12 protein-coding genes are annotated in these 21,110 nt (G+C 55.7%); 7 read left to right on the top strand and 5 right to left on the bottom strand.

Annotation, left to right across the window (positions count from 1 at the left end):
• From J2S31_RS13860 to J2S31_RS13830, 7 genes are read left to right on the top strand one after another with little or no spacing between them, the layout of a single operon-like run.
• On the top strand, window positions 1-2,280 hold the full coding sequence (locus tag J2S31_RS13860) for a YfhO family protein (RefSeq protein WP_237099752.1): 2,280 nt from the start codon (window positions 1-3) through the stop codon (window positions 2,278-2,280).
• A gap of 14 nt (window positions 2,281-2,294) precedes the next feature.
• Window positions 2,295-4,616, top strand: coding sequence for a YfhO family protein (locus tag J2S31_RS13855; protein WP_237099751.1), 2,322 nt, complete (start codon window positions 2,295-2,297; stop codon window positions 4,614-4,616).
• 48 nt (window positions 4,617-4,664) lie between these two features.
• Window positions 4,665-6,329: an L-aspartate oxidase gene (nadB, locus tag J2S31_RS13850; RefSeq protein ID WP_237099750.1), complete on the top strand. Its 1,665-nt coding sequence runs from the start codon at window positions 4,665-4,667 to the stop codon at window positions 6,327-6,329.
• Window positions 6,326-8,794, top strand: a complete 2,469-nt coding sequence (locus J2S31_RS13845) for a DNA translocase FtsK (RefSeq protein WP_237099749.1) — start codon at window positions 6,326-6,328, stop codon at window positions 8,792-8,794. The genes nadB and J2S31_RS13845 overlap by 4 nt, the downstream gene beginning before the upstream one ends.
• Before the next feature lie 55 nt (window positions 8,795-8,849).
• Window positions 8,850-9,680 carry an aspartyl protease family protein gene (locus tag J2S31_RS13840; protein ID WP_237099748.1) on the top strand — a complete coding sequence of 277 codons (831 nt, stop codon included), beginning with the start codon at window positions 8,850-8,852 and terminating at the stop codon, window positions 9,678-9,680.
• Between the two features lie 2 nt (window positions 9,681-9,682).
• Window positions 9,683-10,486: a hypothetical protein gene (locus J2S31_RS13835; RefSeq protein ID WP_237099747.1), complete on the top strand. Its 804-nt coding sequence runs from the start codon at window positions 9,683-9,685 to the stop codon at window positions 10,484-10,486.
• 9 nt (window positions 10,487-10,495) lie between these two features.
• Window positions 10,496-11,284, top strand: a complete 789-nt coding sequence (locus J2S31_RS13830; protein WP_237099746.1) for a lysophospholipid acyltransferase family protein — start codon at window positions 10,496-10,498, stop codon at window positions 11,282-11,284.
• Here J2S31_RS13830 and J2S31_RS13825 read toward each other — a convergent pair.
• The 5 genes from J2S31_RS13825 to J2S31_RS13805 all read right to left on the bottom strand — a co-directional run bounded on the left by J2S31_RS13825 (window position 11,262) and on the right by J2S31_RS13805 (window position 20,859).
• Window positions 11,262-13,157, bottom strand: coding sequence for a glycosyltransferase family 39 protein (locus tag J2S31_RS13825; RefSeq protein WP_237099745.1), 1,896 nt, complete (start codon window positions 13,155-13,157; stop codon window positions 11,262-11,264). The two genes, J2S31_RS13830 and J2S31_RS13825, sit on opposite strands and share 23 nt — an antisense overlap.
• An 8-nt stretch (window positions 13,158-13,165) precedes the next feature.
• Window positions 13,166-14,893: a glycosyltransferase family 39 protein gene (locus tag J2S31_RS13820; protein ID WP_237099744.1), complete on the bottom strand. Its 1,728-nt coding sequence runs from the start codon at window positions 14,891-14,893 to the stop codon at window positions 13,166-13,168.
• A 124-nt stretch (window positions 14,894-15,017) separates the two neighbouring features.
• Complete coding sequence (locus J2S31_RS13815) at window positions 15,018-16,889, bottom strand: ArnT family glycosyltransferase (protein WP_237099743.1); 1,872 nt, start codon at window positions 16,887-16,889, stop codon at window positions 15,018-15,020.
• Window positions 16,882-18,786: a glycosyltransferase family 39 protein gene (locus J2S31_RS13810; protein ID WP_237099742.1), complete on the bottom strand. Its 1,905-nt coding sequence runs from the start codon at window positions 18,784-18,786 to the stop codon at window positions 16,882-16,884. The genes J2S31_RS13815 and J2S31_RS13810 overlap by 8 nt, the downstream gene beginning before the upstream one ends.
• Before the next feature lie 258 nt (window positions 18,787-19,044).
• Entirely contained in the window at window positions 19,045-20,859 is a 1,815-nt protein-coding gene (locus J2S31_RS13805) for a hypothetical protein (protein WP_237099741.1), read from the bottom strand.
• Between the last annotated feature and the right edge of the window lie 251 nt (window positions 20,860-21,110).

Here is a 21,110-nt window from a genome sequence, read left to right as displayed (position 1 = left end):
ATGGGAAAAAATGCAAACCCGGGGTTCCGTCAGCACGCGTTGCCGCTGACGCTCCTTTCGGTGGTGCTGGCCTGGTATTTTCTGCCGGTGCTGTTCCTGGGGCACACGTTCTTTTTCCGCGATGTCATGAAATTCGGCCTGCCGGAGAAATGGTTCCAGCTCCACACATACATGCAGGGCGCCATACCGTACTGGAATCCTTCCATCTTCAACGGCGTGCCATTCATGCCGTTGTTGCATCCCAATGCGGCGTATCCACTGAACGTCCTGCTGTTCGCGGGCGACTTTCCGTACGGCTACAACCTGTTCGTTGTGGTGCACCACGCCATTCTGGTTTTTTCGGTGTACGCGGTGATGCGTTTCTGGGGAGTGTCGGCGGTGGCCGCCACGGCCTCGGCGCTGGTGGCGGGACTCGGCGGATATTTCCTTTCCCTTGTGTCGCTGGGCAACCAACTGGTGTCCACCGTATGGACACCGCTGGTCCTGCTGGCGGTACAGAAATACCTTTTACGCCCGCACTGGGGATGGCTGACCGTGGCGGTGGGCTTCGTGGTCTTGCAGATCCTGGGCGGCAGTCCGGAAAGTTGTGTGATGTCCACGCTGATGGTGTACTTTGCCGCCGTGTTCCTCACACCCGGCCGGGCCGCGCACTGGAAACGCCCGACGCTTGTGGTGGCGGGGGTGTCGCTCACCGCCATCGCGCTCACCGCGTTTCAACTGCTTCCCACCTACCGCACCATACAACGCTCCGTGCGCGCGTGGGACCTCGACACCGCGTTCAACACCAAGTGGTCGCTGGAACCGGAAGCCCTGCGCCACTTGTTCGCCGCGCGCGATTTCGACAGATTCATGACCGCCTCGTCACTCGAAGCGGTTCCGTATTTTCCGTCGCTGTACATGGGCATTCTGCCGGCACTGGCGCTGGTTTCCGCGGCGGTGTTGATCCGCAGGAAGGAAGTGATTTTCTGGACGGCGGTGTTTTTTGTCGGGCTCTTCTTCGCTCTGGGCGGCAACAATCCTGTTTATAACTTTCTGTTGCCGTTCAATCCGCTTCTGCAGATGTTCCGCTACCCGGAGAAGTTTTTCTTCCTCTGCGCTTTTGCGATGACCTTTCTGAGCGGATACTTCATCGACAGTCTCTTTCAGAAGCGGGCGCGCCACCGTCTTTCGCCTTTCATCCTCGCCTGCCTGATTTTCGGTTCCGTGCTTGCCGGGGTGGCGGTGTACGCGCACGACGACCACATCGCCCTATCGGCCGGGGTGTTTGCCACTGTGGTGGTGCTGGCCGGCATGGTGTTCACCGGACGCATGGAACCACGCTGGGGGCGGGCGCTTCTTTTGCTGGTGGTGTTCGCGGATTTGTGGATCGCGCACAGCCGGCTGGTGCCGTTCATCGATCAACGGCTTATCACCCAGCCGCCGGAAGTGATGGCGGGCCTGCCCGAACCGCCGCCGCCTTACCGGGTGTACACGGGGGCTCTGGACCGCGAACGGTTCCGTTCCAAAAACCTGTTTCCGAAAGCGCCCAACCTGGTGTTGAGCCACATCCTGGAAAAAGAAACCGCCAGCCCCAATCTCGGCACCGTGTTCGGACTCGAATACGCCGATGGGTTGATGGCCATCGAGCTGGAAAACGTATGGTTGTGGACGCAGGTGTTCCGCAAATCTTCCTTCGACAAAAAGCAGCGCATACTGGAACGGAGCAATGTACGTTACTGGATTGCGGGTGGCGACCTGTTTGGCCGGGAAAGTGCGTCGCACGGCTTCGGTTCGGGCTCCATCCGAGAATTCGAAAATGTCCTGCCGCGTGCGTTCATGGTCCCCGCCATGCGGCTGGGGCCGGAGATCAAACTCCTCAACACCTACTTTGCCGAAGACTTCGATCCGAGAAAAGAAGTTTTACTCGACCAGCCGGTGGATTTCGAACCGTCGGAACGGTTCGAGGGGGCGGTGCAGTCTATTGAGTACTCACCGAACCACGTCACCGTGCGCACGCGGCAGGAGGGCAACGGGTTCCTGGTCCTGCTCGACTCCTACTTCCCCGGCTGGACGGTGCGCGTGAACGGCAAGCCTGCGCCGCTTCTGCGCGCCAATCATTTCTTCCGCGCGGTGCCGCTGAAATCGGGCATGCACCTTCTGCATTTCCGGTATGTGCCGGAAGGCCTGGTGGTGGGGCAGGCGGTGACGTTTCTGGTGATCGTGGCCGGGTTTGTCCTTTCACTGGTGCGGACTTTCCTGCGCCTTCCGGTCAACCGGTGGGACTCCCTTAAAACACCCTGAGCCAGGAAGGTGCGATGACGCCCTCAACCTCCTCATTCCTGTCCCGAATGCAAAGCGGCCTGGCGGTGTTGTTTCTGGCGGCGGGCCTGCTGTTTTTTTTCTGGCCCATGTTGTTTGAAGGCAAGGTGCCGTTCGACCGCGACTTCACGCTGGTGACCTATCCCGTCAAGCACCACCTGCATCAGGCGTACCAGCAGGGAATCCTTCCGTTCTGGAACCCCAACGTGCACGCGGGCACGCCGTATTTCGCGGAGTTGCATCCAGGCGTGTTTTATCCACCCAGCCTGTTTTTCTTTATTGAAGATTTCACTACCGCGCTCAACCTCTACTACGTGTTTCATTTTGCCATTCTCGCCGCGGGGACGTACCTGCTCATGCGCGCATGGCGGGTGTCGCGGACGGGTGCCGTGGCGTCCGCGTGGACAGCGGCGCTCAGCGGATTTATTTTTTCGTCGACGTATCTCAGCAATCTGTTTCTCGGCGCGGTGTGGTTGCCCATTCTGTTCTGGGCGTTCGAGCGGTTCCGCGCCACGGGCCGTGCCCGCTGGTTCGTGCTCACCGCGTTTTTGATCGCGTGCCAGACGCTCGCCGCCTGTCCGGAGATCAACATCTTCACCTGCGGTCTTTTGGGATTGTGGTTGCTGTTCGCGCCCGCGCGCCGGGAGCAGGCCACGCCCGCACCGCGCCTCCTATGGGTGCGTCACATGGGCATGCTGTTGCTGGCGGTGGTTTTGGGGCTGGGCCTCATCGCTCTGCAACTTCTGCCGACGTACCAGTTGATGCAGCACAGTCACCGTACTGACGGTATCGATTACACTCTCCACACGGAATGGTCGCTGAGTTCAGCTACCTTCGAAACGTTTTTTCTGCCGCACGCGGCGGAAATGAACCTGACGAAGAACGTGATTCCCGTGGAGCAAAGCGGATTTTTGGAAAGCGTGTACCTGGGGGTTTTTGCGCCGCTGTTCATCGTGGTGGGTTTGCGCTTCTGGCGAGATCGACGCATCCTGTTCTGGCTGGTGATGTTTGCGACGGGGCTTTTCCTCGCTTTCGGCAAATACAATCCACTTTATGTTTGGGTGTACGAATGGGTGCCGGGCATGGACCGCTTCCGCTACCCGGAAAAGTATTTTTATGTTTCGGCCATGGCGTCGGTATTCCTGGTGGGGTTGGTGTGGGACCGGCTGATGACCACCACAACGGAACGCCGGCTGGGCGAAAAATGGGTGCCGGGCGCGGTGCTGATCGCCGCCGCCGCGGTGGTCAATACAGCTCTGGCGCCGGAGGTGCGCGACGCGACGCCCTCGCTTCTCATCCTGTTCGCCTTCGGCCTCACGCACACGTTGTTTTATTTTCGCAAGGTCGGCCCGGGTGTGTTGCGGGCGGTGTTTCTGATGTCGCTGTTTCTGGACCTGGTGGTGCGCAACTTCGGTTTGTTCCCGTTGATCGACAAAAGTTACTACGAAACCGAGCCGGTGATGGCCGCCGCCATTCGCTCCGACCCGGAGCCGAACCGCCTGTACTCGGGGCGGGTGGTGGAGGACCCGGACCGCTTCCGCCTGCCTAACGGGCCCACCCGTCTCGCCGCGCTCGTCGCCATGAAGGAATACATGTATCCGTTTCTGGGAACTGTGTATGGCATGCAGTATGCGGATGGCATGCCGGGCCTGGCGATGGGATTGAAGGATCATTTCCTGTGGTACCGTGCGTTGTTGCACGCCAGACCGGAGACGCGGTTCCGCATCCTCAAGCGCAGTAATGTGAAGTACTGGATCGACGTCGATCGGCCGACGGCGTACGTCGAAGGCAGTCCGCTGATTTTGCCCGACCGCCTCCAGGTGTTCGGCGACGCCCTGCCGCGTGCTTTCTGGGTGCCGCGCGCGCGGCAGGTTTCGCCTGAGCGCCTGCTTGGTTTGTATTATGCGGAGGGATTCGATCCCAAGCGCGAGGTCCTGCTCACTCAATCGCCGCCGCTCAACGAGATTTCCGCTTCCACCGGTTGGGTGAAGTCGCTGGAGTACGCGTCGAACCGCGTGACCGTCCGCACCCAGCAGACGGGCAACGGCTACCTCGTTTTGCTGGATTCCTACCTGCCCGGCTGGTGGGTGAGGGTGGACGGCGAGGCGGGTCTTGTGCTCCGCGCCAACCGGTTTTACCGCGCCGTGCCGTTGGGGCCGGGTTCTCACACCGTTGAATTCACGTTCACCCCTGTCGGCTGGCGGGAGGGGCTCGCCTTCAGTTCCGTCTCCGCCGTTTTGCTGGTCCTCGCGGCCTGCGCCCTGCGCCGCCGCAACCGGACCACGCCACCCGTGGAGACGATCGAAAAATCGCTGTAAAATCAATAAGATATTGATTTTTCGGGGTTTTGGCGATACAATTCTTCCATGAAAATCACGCGCGATTTCATTGTTGTGGGCAGTGGCCTTGCGGGGCTCACCTTCGCCCTCAAAATTTCCGAATTCGGTTCGGTGGCGCTCATCACCAAGGACGCGCTGGATGAGTCGGCGACCAAGTACGCGCAGGGCGGCATTGCGTCCGTCATGGCGGCGGACGACTCCATCGACCTGCATGTCGTCGACACGCTGGAAGCCGGGCGCGGCCTGTGCCGTAAGGACGTGGTGCGATGCATCGTGCAGGAAGGCCCCGCCCTGGTGCGCGAGCTGGTGAATCTGGGCGCGCGTTTCACGCGCACGCCGGAAGACGCCTATCACCTCACACGCGAGGGCGGCCACTCCAAGCACCGCATTCTGCATGCCGACGACATGACCGGCTGGGAAATCGAACGCACGCTGATCGATGCCGTAAAGAGCCGAAAGAATATCGACGTATACACCTACCACATGGCGGTGGACCTGATCACCCGCGCCAATATCGATGCCTCCGTCACTCCCGGCAGTGCGCAAGACGAAGCGCTCGGCCTCTATGCACTGAACGAACATACGGGCGAGGTGAGCACCTTTCTCGGTAAAGGCGTCCTGCTGGCCACCGGCGGTGCGGGCAAGGTGTACCTTTACACCTCCAATCCGGACACGGCGACGGGGGACGGTGTGGCGGTGGCGTACCGCGCGGGGGCGAAGGTCGCCAACATGGAGTTTTTTCAGTTTCACCCGACCTGCCTGTTTCATCCGCAGGCGAAATCATTTTTGATCTCCGAGGCGGTGCGTGGAGAGGGCGGCATCCTGCGTCTCAAGAACGGCGAGACGTTCATGGAAAAGTACCATCCGCTGGGGTGCCTGGCGCCGCGCGACGTGGTGGCGCGCGCCATCGACTACGAAATGAAAAAGAGCGGTGACGATTGCGTGTACCTCGACGTGACGCATCTCGAAGGCTACCGCACACGCGAGCGCTTTCCGAACATTTACAAGACCTGCAAGTCCTTCGGTTTTGACATGACGCGGGAACCCCTTCCTGTCGTCCCGGCGGCGCATTACATGTGCGGCGGGGTGATGGTGGATCTCAACGGCCAGACCAACATCCATCGCCTGTTTGTCTCCGGCGAGGTCGGGTACTCCGGCCTGCACGGCGCCAACCGGCTGGCGAGCAACTCGCTGTTGGAGGGACTGGTGCTGTCGCACCGTGCGGTGTTCAAGGCGCGGGAGTTGCTTGAGGAATCGCCTGAACGCGATGCGCTGCAGGAAGCGATTCCGGAATGGGACCCGGGCGATGCGGTGGAGAGCGACGAGTCGGTGGTGGTGTCGCACAACTGGGATGAGATCCGCCGCCTCATGTGGAACTACGTCGGCATCGTGCGCACCGACAAGCGTCTGCACCGGGCGCATCGCCGAATCTCCATGCTGTTGGAAGAGATTCAGGAATACTACTGGAGTTTCAATATCACCAAGGACACGCTGGAGTTGCGCAACATCGCCATCACGGCGCGCCTGATTATCGAAGGTGCGTTGCGGCGCAAGGAAAGCCGCGGCCTGCATTACAACCTGGATTATCCCGAACCGGACGAGACCCGGCCGCCGGAAGAGACCTTGTTGCAGGACACCACCCAGCGTCTGTTGAGTCAATCCCGAACCCGGAATCGAGTCAATCCATCATGAGCGGAACACAAAACAACAAACCCGAATCGAAAATCCTGTCACAGGAAACGGCATTGCCCACACGTCTGCATCCGTTGCGCGATGTGTTCGGCGTGATGTTGATCGGCTTCACCATATTCGCCCTGTATTCCCTCCTCACCTATACGCCGAAAGACCCATCTCTACACAGCCGCGTGATTCAGACGGTGGAGGTACAGAACAACGGCGGCATCGTCGGCGCGTACCTGGCCGACCTCCTGGTGCAGACCTTCGGTACCGGGGCGTTCGTGTTCCCGCTGATCACGTTCATCGTGAGCTGGGGGCTCATCCGCGGCAAGGAGTTCTCCCGCTGGCCGGCGATGTTGAGCTTCGGCCTGATGTTCTGGGTGGTGCTGTGCGGCCTGCTCACCATGAGCTTCGATCCCGATCCTTATTTCGGTCACGCTACGGTCTCCGGAGGCATTGCGGGCGGCTATGTGTCCTCTTACCTCGTTCTGTGGTTGAACGCATGGGGTGCGCGGCTGGTGCTGATGACGATGCTGTTCATTGCCATCATGGGGATGGTCGGCGTGCCGATGGACACGATGATTCGAGGAATCGGCAACCTGTTCCACTTTGGACTGCGCATGACGGTGAAAGGATGCACGCAACTGCTGGCTCTGGGCATGGCGTTGATCGGCCTGGCGCAGGAAGGCGCAAAGGGATTGTGGCGGTTTGCCAAAATGATCCGTAAAACCATGCGTGACAACCGGCCGAAGCTGAGCGAACCGGTGATTGTGTCGAGTGAAGCGTTTGTGCCGAACGAGATCATGATGCCGGTCTCCAAACAACCGGAGAAGCAGGTGGGCCGTTCCAAAAAGGTGAGGGACGAGGAGCCGGAAGAAAAACCCGCGTTCGCCATGCAGGAGGATTTTCCGTTCGTGCATGAGACGGGCGATTACCGCGTGCCGCCGGTGGATCTGCTCAATGAACCCGTGCACATCAAGAACGTGGAGAAGCTGCGCGAGGAGATCATGCTGAACTCGACCATCCTTGAGCGCAAACTGGCGGACTTCGGCATTTCGGGCAAAGTCGTGCAGGTGCTCCCGGGTCCGGTGATCACGCTCTACGAATACGAACCCGCACCGGGCGTGAAAGTGAGCCGCATTCTTTCTTTAACGGACGACCTCGCGCTGGCCATGCGCGCACCCAGCGTGCGCATCCTCGCGCCGGTGCCGGGCAAGTCCGTGGTGGGTATCGAACTGCCCAACCCGAAACGCGACACCGTGCCCATCAAGGAAGTCATTCAATCCGACGCGTTCCAGAACTCGCCGTCGAAGCTGACGCTGGCGGTGGGCAAAGACAACATCGGTGTGCCCATGGTGCAGGATCTGGCGCAGGTGCCGCACCTGTTGATTGCGGGCTCGACCGGTTCCGGCAAGTCCGTCGGCATCAACTCGATGATCATCAGCCTCCTGCTCAATGCCACGCCGGAAGAGGTGAAGATGATCATGATCGATCCGAAGATGCTGGAGCTTTCTATGTATGACGGCATTCCGCACCTCATCGCGCCGGTGGTGACCAATCCCAAAAAAGCGGCGGCGGCCCTGCAGTGGGCGGTGGCGGAGATGGAACGGCGCTACAAGATGATGGCGGAAAAAGGCGTGCGCAACATCACCGGGTTCAATGACCTCGTTGCCAGGCTGGAGCGCCAGCGGGAGGAAGAGGAAAGAAAAAACAAAAAGGCGAAAAAGAAAACGCCGCCACCCGTGGAGGAAGCGTTTCTCGAAGAGAACATGGAAGAGGATGCGCAACCGGAAAAGGAAACCGAACCGGAGGTGTTGCAGAAACTCCCTTATGTCGTGATCGTCATCGACGAATTGGCGGATCTCATGATGGTGGCGTCGAAAGGCGTGGAGGATTCGCTGACACGCCTCGCGCAGATGGCGCGCGCGGCGGGTATTCACTTGATCGTGGCAACCCAACGGCCGTCGGTGGACGTGCTGACGGGCATCATCAAGGCCAACTTCCCGGCGCGCATCTCGTTCCAGGTGACGTCGCGAGTGGACTCGCGCACCATTCTGGACAGCGTCGGTGCGGAAAAACTGCTGGGCAAGGGCGACATGCTGTTTCTGCCGCCGGGAACCTCGCGTCTCAAACGCATTCATGGATGCATGGTGAGCGACGAGGAGATCAATCGCATTCTGAAGTTCATCAAGGATCAGCCGAAGGAAGCGGAATTCCGCGAGGATGTGTTTCAGGAAGTGGTGGAAGCGGAGAAACAGCGCGCCGAAGAGGAAGAAGAATTTGACGAGTTGTATGACGATGCGGTGGCCATCGTCGCCAAGGAAAAGCAGGCTTCCATCTCCATGCTCCAGCGCCGCCTGCGGGTGGGGTACAACCGCGCGGCACGCATGATTGAGATCATGGAGCGCGAAGGCGTGGTGGGTCCCTCCGACGGCATCAAACCCCGTGAGGTGTATGTCAAACCGATTCCTTTCGATTGATTCCGGAAAGCGTGGCGCACTGGTGGTTGTCCTTGCTTTGGCTGGATGGCTGGCCATGGGCACGGCCCCGCCCTGCGCATTTGCCAAGATTTATAAGTGGCGCGACGATAAAGGCAAACTGCATTTCACCGACAATCCATCCAAAATTCCTCTCAAGTACCGCCAGGAACAGAAAATAGAAACCTTCGAAGGCCCTCCCGAATCCACCGACCCGGTCAAGCTGCGGGTTCCGGAACCGGTGACGAAAAAGCATGTCATTCCCCTGACCTCCATCGGCAACGGCAACTACATCGTGGATGTCATGATCAACGGCAGTATCCCCGGAAAATTTGTGGTGGATACGGGCGCATCGAGCGTCACCCTGTCGGAGGGACTCGGCCGTAAGGTGCATCGCAACCTTGGGTCCTTGCCCAAGCTTCAGGTGCAGACGGGCGGGGGCATGGTGGATTCTCCCTTATTGCTTTTGCGCTCTCTTAAAGTGGGCTCCGCCAGAGTTGAAAACGTGGAAGCCAATGTGAATCCGTTTCTGGGGGAAGGGTTCGACGGCCTGCTCGGCATGAGTTTTCTTGGCGATTTTCAGGTGCGTGTGGACAGCACGGACGATGCGCTGATCCTGGACCCGCCGGGAAAAAAGGGCGAACCGACGTGGGGTGGCAAGCCGGGCAAGTGGTGGCAACGCCGGTACGAAGCGTATGTCAGTAAAATGCTGGGCTACCGGATGATGGCGGAACGCAACAAAAACGATTACAGCGCCGCGAATAATTTAAGAAAACTCTCGAAGTTTTATGAAGAGTTATATGAATCCCTGGACAAACGGGCCGAGCGTGTGGATTTACCGGAAGAGTTCCGAATGAATCCGAAAAACATGCGCGTCCAAGTTCCCTGACCATGAATGTGGATTCCCAGCATGCCCTCCACTCTCCCGATCCATATCCTGAAGATGAGGCCTCCCGTTTCTGCATTTTGCTGGGTGCCAGCAACCTCGCACGTGGTTACCACGCGCTTAAGGATTACCTGACGAAGAACGTGGCGCCTCAAACCTTAAAAGTGTACGCGGCCTGCGGACCGGGTCGAGGTTATGGTTGCTGGGGTGGGATGTTCAATGTTTCGTATCCGCCGATCGTTGAGAGCCCGTTGTTCGAACGCGTTCGGACACGGCTTCGTCCGGGGAGTCGCGTCGTCGCTTTGGTCACGGATATTGGCAATGATTTGTTATACGGAATGGACGCGGATTCCTTGATTACTACTGTGAAAGCGGTGTTTGAACGGCTTGAGAATCTAAATGCGGAAATTTACACGACAACCCTGCCGGTTTATTTTGAACGCGATGTGCCTGCAATGGTGTACTATCTCATTCGCACGTTTTTATACCCCAAGTCCCGCATCTCCCGGAAAGAGGCTATTGACGGGGTGCGGCGGATCAATGCATTCTTGAAGGAAATCCAAAGTCCGCGCATTCATCTGATTCCTCCGCTGGATGAGTATCTGGGGTGGGACCATGTTCACTTCGGGTGGGTCCATTCTGCGGAAGCGTGGAATCGTATGGGAGAACATCTGCTTTCTGGACTGGGAGTGCGTCCGCACCGCACGATTCATTTTCCCAGAATGCTTATTTCGTACAGGGCCTATTTGAACCGTCTGGTATTCACAGAAATGTTAAAGTGCGTCCCCCGCCCTGCAAACCTGTTTTAAAGGATTTTTATGCCTTATTTCCGCCTGGGATACCGCCTGGTGGCTTTGCTTTCAGTTGTTTTGCTTTCCTTTCTTACCTCCGTCGCACTGTGGCTTTTGTTCCGCGATAATCAGAAAGCTCATTGCAAATGGGTGGGATGGTTCGCCCGTTTCTGGGCTCGGCGCGCTTGTGCCGCCATCGGGTTGCGTTACACGGTGGAAGGCGATCTGGAGATCCCTCCAGGTTCCATGATCGTGGCCAACCACGTCGGCGCGGTGGATATTTTTTTGATGGCGGCCAACTTCAAATTATTTTTCGTATCCAAGGCGGAAGTGAATGGCTGGCCCGTAGTCGGACAGATGGCGCAATTGGGCAAAACCATTTTTGTGGACCGCAGTCGCCGTCATCAGGTGACGGGGATGATTAACAGCATTCGCGAACGCATGCGAGAGGGATTCAATGTTGCCTGGTTTCCGGAAGGAAGTGTGACGAAAGGGGACAGCGTGTATCCGTTCAAACCGTCGGCGTTCGAAGCGGCGGTGCAGGAAAAACGGCCGGTGGTGCCGGTGTTGATCCGTTATAAGGCAGACGAGCCTTACGTGGCCAGTTGGACTGGAACCCTGGGAGAACACATGATCCGGGTTTTGAAGTGCAAAGGGTTGACCGCCACGGTTCGCGTGTTCCCGCCACTCCCACCGGCGCAAACGCGGCAGGAACTTTCCCGCTTCAGCCACGACCTTTTATACCAGGCCTTCCACGGCACTTCTCCAGAAACTGACCCGCAAGCCATGAGCGTCAGCGCATCGTCGGAACGTTAGCGTTGTCCTTGAAATCTTTCCGTTTCAAAATCTGAACGCCCAGCCGCGATCCGCGGAACGGCGTCTCCCCAAACTGCCGGATGGGCGTGTAGCGGGCATCGATCCAATTTTTGATCTCGCGGGCAAAATCTTCTCCGAAGACAGGGCTCCCGAAAATGGTGAAATCGATGTTCATGTACACCACGTAGTCCGGCGGCGACTTTTCAAGCAGATCAATGATGGCGGAATCGCCGCGAATGATCCACACGAGAGGGTTGAAAATGGTATCTCGCGTGGAAAACCTGCGGCGAAGCAGGTAGTTGATCATCATGGAATCCGGCAGAGATAAAAGCGTTTGACCCGGACCGATTTCCTTTTCCATGAAGTCCAGTGCCTGGTTAAGAGTCCTGGCCCGGTCCAGCGGAGTGCCGTCGAACCGTACGGCTTCAGGCGGAAAATCGTAAGTCATATCCACGCCGTTGCCTACGGGATAGGTTTTGATTTGATACTGGTTGTACGAAATGCTGGTCCAGATCAGTACCGTTGCCCCGGCCAAAGCGTATGCGCCACAACGGAAAACCCAGGCGGAACCTTGCCGGGCCTCCACCCATCTCGGTATGTGATACAGGAAGCCGAGAAGAATCACCAGCGTGGCGGGAAGGGCGAAAATGAAGCCGAGGTGAGACATGTTGAGGTTGAAAAACACTTTCAGCGTGAACATCAGGGCAAATATCGCCAGCATGAAAATGGAGAGGGACCTTCCCCTTTGTGAAAGCGAAGGCGGGTTTCTTAAAAGGCAAATGGCCATCACCAAACAAAGAATTGCGAGGATGACCGGAAAGGACCGTGTCAGGTGCCGCCATGGGATCTGCGGATACAGAAGGATCAGCCCCGCCGCAAGCGCCAGCCCGCAATAGAGGCCGACCCTTGGTGTGTTCAAGCCGCGTTTTCCCAGCCACAGGTTGAGTCCGATCAAAATCACAAGCAGGCTTGAGTACACAAAAAGATGAACGGAGATTTTGAGGAGATTGGATTCGAGAAAAAATACCCCGGAGACGAATTTGTAATAGAACAAAGAATGGACGTTGAGACTCAGGCCGTTGATCCATTGGCTGGTCAGATGATAAGCCGCATCGTCCAAAGGCATGAAAAATGAAAAATAAAATAGGAATAACAATGGAAAGACGAGGATGGAAGAAAGAAACAGGAGGATCCTCAGGAGGGTGGTGCGAAAAGGTTCCTTTCTTCCGCGCAAGTCGAGAAGCAGGGTCAGGCCCGTGGCCGCGGTGGAAGCGGCGAATATTTCCGCTTTGGTCAAAAACACGAGTCCCAGCAACAGGCCGACAAAAATCAAACGCCCGGGCTCGCGGGAATCCAGATAGCGGCCGCACTGATGCAGGGCCACGCACCCCAGCATAAAGCCGTAAGTCATGTCATACACATAAGGGCAGATGAAATTCAACAACCCCATTCCCCAATAATAAGCGAAGGCGAATGCCAGAACGAAAGTAACGCCGGCAAGGGATGCGAAAGCGGCATCGCTGATTTCCTTCATCCAGTGAAAAAGGAACAAGGAAAATCCATAAACAAGAACCAGGTTGAACAGAGCAAGGTGCATCATGCCCGGACCGAATAAGGAGAATACAATGGTGTTGATATACGATGCCAGCGGGCCGTGAAAATACACCACATCCCGGTAAAGAACCTGCCCTTCGGACAAAACCCAGGGAACGTACAACTGTTGTCCGAAATCTATGATCACATCAGGCCAGCGCCGCCAACTGACCCACGTCATGAATCCATAGGCGATGGTGATGAGGACCGGGCCCAGGCGATCCCACGGGATTCGCGCTGGCTCCGCATGTTCGCTATTGAGGGTGGGATGGGTGAACATTGAGGCTCCTATTGGGTTCTGAGCTTCCATATTTGAACGCCAAACTCCCGCCCCGCAAAGGGAGTTGCGCCAATCTGGCGAATCAGGACGTAATCGTTTTTCACCCAGCGCATCACCGAGCGTGCGTAATCGATGCCAAAATACCGCTGACCAAACCAGCGATAATCCGCATGCGTCAGAAGAATGAAGGATGGTGCGGCTCTCTGCAACTGAGCCAGTACCTCGGTTTCATCCTGAACCCGCATGGAAAGCGGGCTGAACAGCGTGTCGCGGCTGGGAAACGGTTTGCGCAGAAGGTAATTGAAGATCATGGCATCGGGCATGGTGAGCAGATAAGGTTCATTTTTCAATTCGGTGTGAAGTATGTCAAGTGCCTTGGTCACAATGAGACCGCGCGAAAACATGCGCCCGTCGGGATACCGCACCATCGGTTGGAAATCGTAAATTCGGTCCACTCCTTCGCCCACAGGGTACACCTTATTCTGATAGCCGAAATAACCGTTGAGACCGATCACCGCGATAAAAAATAAAGCGCTGGCGAGTGTAATGCAACGCAATGCAATCGCGGTTCCGGACACACGTTCGGCGAGCCGGGGCAGGGAATGCAAAAAGAAAAACATCATGACCAGCGTCGCAGGCATGGCAAGGGCGAATCCCAGGTCGGCGAGGCGGAGATTGTAAAACGCTTTAAAGGTGAGGGTGAGAGCAAAAACGACCCATGCCAGAAAAATAATACGGCGTTTTGTGGTTTGAACCATTCGTTTTTCCCGGCCAATCCGAATCGATAGATAAAAACCGGTGATAAAGAGAAAGACTGGAAAAGCCCGGGTGATTTCCAGCCAGGGAATGGTGGCGGTCAGAAACCAGAGAGCGCCAGCCGTAAAGATTCCGAATAGAAGTCCGGCTCGCCGGGTGTTGTTCCCACTTCGTGCCAGGATGTGGTTCATGTAAACCAACAACCCTCCGAGGCAGAAAAACACAAGGCTGTGCATGCCAATGCGTTTTAAATTTTCCTCAAGGTACATCCAGCCCAGGGTGAACTGGTAATACGGCATGGTGCGGATGGTGGGATCTCCCGCATGCAGGTATTGACCGAGAATATGGAAGAAAGCGCGGGACACCGGCATGGAAAAGGAGAAGTAAAGCGCAAACGCAAGTATGGGAAGGAGGGTGCATCCGCAGAAAACCGTGGCGTTCAATAAAAATATTTTCGCAGACAACCTCCGTTGCGACCAGAAAATGAACAACCCTCCACCTAAAGCCAGTGCCGCCGCGAGGAACACTTCGACTTTGGTCAGAAAGATCAGACCCAGCAGAATGCCGAGGCCTGACAGGGTTCGGAGGCGCGGCGCTTTGAGGTACCGGTAAAAAAGGAACAGGGTGAAAATGCTGAGCAGGATGCCATGCGTCAGGTCATAGATATAGGGTGCGATGAAATTGAAACTGCCGAAACCCATGTGGTAGGCGAAAGCAAAAACCGTGAGGAACGTGATGCAAATGACGGTTGCGACGAGCCGGTCACTGAAGTAATCACACAGGCGGAAAATGAGAAAGGTGGCAACAGCAACCAGCGCCAGATTGAACAGCGCCAGTTGCAGGATCCCGGTCCCAAACACAAGAAAGACAAACGCGTGAATATATGAGGAAAGCGGGCCGTGAAAGTAGGCAACGTCCCGATACAACACCTGCCCTTCCGAAAGAACCCAGGGCAGGTAAGCCTGCTGGCCGAAATCCACCAGCAAATCCGGCCAACGCTGCCAGCTGATGACCGTTAGAAAAACAAACGTCGCAGAGACGAAGACCGGTCCGGAAAAAGGACAAAGAAACCGACGCGCAAATGATGTTTGAGTAACGGGCTCGCTATTCATTTAAGGAGGTGGACTTGAGGGTTAAAAACTGGATGCCGAACCCCTGGCCTTCAAAAGGTGCGGGCCCAATCTGTTTGACCACACGGTAGTTGCCGCGTATCCATGCATAAATATCAGCTCCGAAATCCCGACCGAAATAGGGCTGGCCGAATTCGTTAAACTCCTTGCCGACGAGGACGACATGAGTGGGAACGTTGGCCTTGAGGCGTGCAAGCACCGGGGCTTCACCCAGCACCAGCGCCACACCGGGGTTGAACTTCGTATCAGGTACCGGGCTTTTTCGGCGCGTCAGGTAATTCAGGATATCGAATTCCGGGAATGCAACAAATTCGGCGGAAGTGGGGAAATTGGCATTGATGTATTCAATGGCAAATTCCGTCATCATGCCTTCCATCCGTGGCTGGTCACCGACAATCAACATTTGGGGAGAGAAGTCGATGATCCGATCCACGCCCTGCCCAATCGGAAATTGTTTGCGTTCATAATTCATAATGGAAAGCATATTCACCACTAGCACGAATGCGACGACACCAGTGGCTACACCGGATCGGAAGGCCTTCATGGGGCCCCAGTGGGATTTTAGATGCTCCGGCAAAGCATGTAGCAGGATGCCAATCATGAGTAGAGTTCCTGGCAGGGCCAGCGCGAAACCATAATGATAGACTCTCACACGAAACAGAACTTTGAGCACCAGTAGAAACGAGAACACGGCGAAAACCAGGATGGTGATGCTCTGCCTACGTGCCTGCGGTTGTTTTGTGAGACCGGGCTTTGCCAGCTCCTTGAGTTGATAAAGGATAACCAACAAGAGGAGCAGGGGAAGTGGCGGGATCAGGTTCAGCCAGGGAATCCGGTACGAAAAAACCCAAAGCCCTCCGGATATCGCCAAGATCAGCAGCCCGGCACCGAAAGAGGTGTTCCAGCCTTTGCGATTGAGGAAGTGATTGATGCCGAACAGGCTGGCTAAAGTCAGTACCAAAACCAGCGTGTAAGAAGCAATGCGCGCCAGATTTGCGGAAAAATCGCTGGTGCCCAAAATGTATTGATAGTACCGCAATTCGCGCACGTCACCGTTGAACATGTGCATCCAGGGCTGGATCAACCAATAGAAAGCTTTCTGCGCTGGGACATGAAAGGAGAAAAACATGAAGAACAGGAAAGGAGGGGTGCAGGCGCAAATCACAAAGAAAAAAATTTTCTTAATCCATAATTCACGTGAGGCGGATTGCCTTCGCAGCCACCACACCATGACAGGAATCAGAGAGCCGGCGGCGGCAAGGAAAACTTCCGTTTTGGTCAGGTAGATACAGCCAAGTAAAAATCCAATCCCGGCAATGCGATGGATTCGCGAATCCTGAAGAAAGCGGTCCAGTTGGTACAATGCAACCAGAGACAGTAGAACTCCATGTGGGAGGTCATACACATAAGGCCAAATAAAATTGAAGTTGCCATCGTGGGTGGGATGCCCAAAAACAAACAAGGTGCCGAACGTGAAAGCCGAAATAACGGCGACAGTCCGACTGAATAGGTGCATGAACCAATGATGGAGCATCAACCCCGTTAACCATGCCAGGATCAAATTGAATATGGCAAGGTGAATCGCTCCCGTTCCAAAAACGGAAAAAATAAAAGCATGCAAATAAGAAGAGAGGGGACCGTATAGGTAACTGACGTCGTCATACAAAAGAGCGCCTTCGGACAGCACCCACGGAACGTAAAATTGATGTCCCAGATCGTAAAGAATGTCCCCCCACTTCCGCCAACTGATAATGGCAAAAGCACCCATCGCCAAGGAAAGAAAAATCCAGTCGACTATGTGCTGGCGGCAGGTGGCTTGTGTCTGGCTAGGCAATGGGCTATTCATGTTTGGAGGCGGATTCATGATTGGCTTGTCGTTTGAAAATCTGCACGCCAAAGCCGCTGTCGGAAAAGGGGCCCGCGCCGATCTGTTTGGATAAGGTGTATCTGTCCAGAATCCATTGGTGAATGGCTCGTCCAAAATCCTGGCCGAAGTGCGGCATTTGCCATTCGGTGTATTTGCGATCGATAAGAATAACGTAATCGGGAATATTGGCTTCCAGATTTTGAATAATGGGCGCATCGCCCCCAACCAGTACCCAAGTGAATGGATTCATCAGAAACCCTCCAATTGGATCCTGATGGCGCGAGAGGTAATTGATCATGACCGCATCCGGGAATACGGAAAAGCGCGCATCCGGCTCCATCGTCTCGCCAATATATTCCAAAAGAAATTGCGTGACCATCGGTTCCATAAACGGCCTCCCGTATAATATGCGACTGTTGGGAGTGTATTCATAAAACCGGTCCACCCCTTGTCCGACGGGAAAATTCTTTTTCGAATAATATAAATAGGAATCGTAAACCATCACCACCATGTAAGAAACGAGGAGTACTGTGGTGGAGACCTGAAAAAAAAGTAACGAGCGATTTTTTTTTGAAAGTTGCGAGGGAATAATGTCTGTTATGAACAGAAGTACAATCAGGCTTGCCGGAAACGAAAGCGCAAATCCATAATGATAGATTCCGGTACGGAAAGGGGTTTTAGCAAGCAGGAACAGGGAAAACAGGGTGAGCGTCAGCAGTGCCGTGTTTTTGTGAAATGATGCGGCGGCATGAAAATGGCGCTTTACCTGCACAACGAAGAAAAGGCTTGCCCCAATCATCAAAAAAGGCAGAGGATGCAAAAAGCGTTTCCAGGGTATGTCCCAGAAAAAAAACCAAAGGAGAATTCCGATCACCAACCCGGCGCTCAGCGCATTCGGCCAAGTATTTTTATTGGTATGATCCAGGATCTGATTGATCTTTGCCAAAGCCGCGGTAATCAAAATAAGGACTGTTGCGTAAAGCGACATGTAGGCCAGGTTTTCGCCCAGCGCGTCAGTTCCCTTTATCCACTTGTAATAAGGAAGCGTTTTAACCTCCGGATGCAGGGAATACTGGATGGGAAGCAGGATATTTGAAACCGCCTCGGGAAAAGGCATTTGCGTTGAGAAATACAGGAGGACGAGAGCGGCGGGAACGAGAAAAGCGGCGATCAAAACAAACAGGTTCAGCATAATGCGCCGGCGATTCATTCTGTGAAACCGAAACGCGATGCCCAGCCCCGCCGCTCCCGCCAGGCCCAGCGCAAAGATGACTTCGATTTTTGTAAGCAGGGTCAGTCCGGAAAGCAGGCCGATCGCAATCAGTTTTCGCGTGGTGGGAATTTTGATGTATTCCAGAAAAATCGCCAGCGTGATGAAGGCCAGCAGAATGCCATGGGTCAGGTCGTAGGAGTAGGGCTGGATGAAATTGAAATTGGCCAGATAACGGTGTTGCCCCAGCGCGTGCACCGTCACAAACAGCAGTGCGCCCAGCGTGGCCGTCGAGGCCCCGCAAAGAGAACGAATCATCCGGTATAGAAGGGTGGTCAGCGCAATGGTGAGGAAAATGTTGAACAGGGAAAGGTACAGGGCTCCCGGTCCAGTGATTTTAAATATGAGAGCGTGCAGATACGGGGACAGGACACCGAAAACATAAAACAGATCGCGGTATAATACTTCTCCTTCCGAGATCCTCCAGGGAATGTAAAGCTGGTTGCCGAAATCGATCAGCACGTCGGCCCACCGCTGCCAGCTCAACCAGAGCATGCATGCAAAGCCGATGAGGACAATCATCGGGCCTGCCCATTCCATAACCTTCTGAAACCGGTCCCGGGTCACAAGGGTTTCAGGGGAGACGCTCTGTTCAGCTGGATCCATGCCCGCCCTTTCGTTGATAAATTGGAATCCAAAAGCCAGGCCCGGGAAACGGCTCCGCGCCGATTTGTTTGATCACCTGATAATGATTCCGTATCCACTGGTTTATGAATATCCCCAGTCCTTTTTCAGTGTAAGAACAGGTAGGACACGCTCCCGCTACAAGCGCGGGAATCGGCTCGGCATACCGGGAAAGCAGATCGGCTGCCTTCCCGCGAGGGACCGAATGGGAGGTATTCAATGCGGTGTCCTGTTGGGCGGTCACGACGATTTCCCGGTAGTTTGTGGGGAATATTTCAAAATCTGGATGCCGTAGCCTTTTCCGGTAAACGGCGGGTCACCAAACAGTGCGGCCTGCCGGTAGTGCTTCATCACCCACGCGTACAGATTCTGCGCGTAGTCCCGGCCGAAGTAAGGTGCGCCCAACCAGGAGTTGTCCATCTCCACAAACACAATGTAAGGCGGCGGTTGTGACTGAAGCCGTTCGAGATAAGCCCCCTCCCCGTAAAAGTGCACCTCCGGCGGCGTGAAAAAAATAAAAGGGAACGGGTTCGGGTGGCGCGACAGGTAGTTCAGCATGTTGCCCGCGGGGAATACCGGGAACTCCGCCTGCGGCTCCATTTCATTTTGCATGTAATTTACAGCTTCGTTCACAATCGCTCCGCGCGGATTCAAAAAGGGATAGTACTCCAAAATCGTGTCCATGCCAGAGCCGACAGGATAATTTCTCAATGGGTACAATTTGTACGACACATGGCCGTGTGCCACCACAAACATCAGAATCAGAGCCGCCGACATGGTACGCGCAAACGAAAATGAGTTTTGCGCCGCACCGAGCCGCCGGGAAAAATCATGAATGAAAAACCGCACAAACAGCAAAAATGCCGGAAGAGCCAGCGCAAAACCGTAATGATACACGTGTACGTTGAATATGATCTTGAGCATCAGAACGAATGCGTACACGGAAAACACGAGCAGGAATAGAGAGTGTCCGATTTGATCTGAGGAAGGTCGTTTTAATTTCCACGCCTGGCAGAGGCCGTAGCCCAATACAAAAAGGGGCAGGGGCCGCCCCAGTTCCAGCCAGGGTACCGGTGCCCACCAGGCGGTAAGTACCCCCAGGAATAATAACACCCCGCCAGAGTAACGGGTTGCGGTGTGGGGAATGGTTTTGTTGAGCAGGCGATGCATGCCGCCGATCAATGCCAGCACTGCCGCCCATCCCAGCGCATAACCCACTCCTTTCATCACATTGCCGGACAGATCGTCCATGCCGCGCATCCATTGATACAGAGGCAGTGTGCGCGTGAATGGGTCCAGCACATGCAACCAGGGGCCGATCAATCCCAGAAATGCGGTCTCTGCCGGCATCCTTAATGAAAGGTATGCCCAGAATAGAAAGGGCGCCGCGCAAAACGACGCGGTCCACAGCAGGCCTTTTAATAGCTTGATGCGGAAAGGCCCGGCTTGGAAATGCAACGCGAGCGGCAGGCCAACCATCATGGCTGAGAACAAAGCAAGAAACGCTTCCGGCTTGGTGAGAAAAACCAGGCCCGTCACAAGGCCCAGTCCCATCAGCGTGACGGTGGCCGGCCGCGTTGCGTATGAATGAAACAGGAACAACGCCACGAATCCGAGAGCCACGCCGTGCGTCAGCTCGTAGTTGTAAGGTGCCACGAAGTTGAAATTGCCACCGCCCTGGTACTGCGCCAGCGCGAACACGACGACAAAAGAAAGAGCGCCAAGTGCGGCGGTCAAGTGATCCGCCATGCGGCGGAACAGAGCGAAGATCAAACCGGCGAGCACCGCGACCAGCAGCAGGTTGAACCACACCAGCACATGAAAGCCCGTCCCGAACATCAAAAACAAAAGAGCGTGCACATGGCTGGAAAGCGGGCCATACAGGTAAAACAGATCGCGGTACAGAACACGGCCTTCCGCGATCTGCCAGGGCAGGTACAACTGCGCTCCGTAATCGATCATGAGATCCGGCCACTTGAGCCACCCGATGGATACCATGAACACGCCGGAGGCGGCCACCAGCAGGGGCCCCCACAGTTTTGCCCGCTGTTCCACAGCGCGGTCCCAGGTGGAGTGTTCTTCAAGAACCGGGCTCGTGGAGGAATCCCCGCGCGGAGCGCCAGAGGCGGGTCCGGGGGTGTCATTCGAGGTTTTCGAGATCGATTCGGTTTTCAATGCCGGATATATAATGTATAGATTCCAGAAAAACGGCGCTCTAAGAAGGCCGGATGGAGCGCCGCCACCCCTCAAGGAATTGGAATAACAGGTGTTTCCTTAAATATCAGGTTAAGGGTATACTACCCGAA

This window comes from Nitrospina gracilis Nb-211 (genome assembly GCF_021845525.1).
Classification (GTDB): Bacteria; Nitrospinota; Nitrospinia; order Nitrospinales; family Nitrospinaceae; genus Nitrospina; species Nitrospina gracilis_A.
The sequence above is the reverse complement of the archived record's forward strand: the minus strand, read 5'-3'. Positions and strand labels throughout refer to the sequence as shown.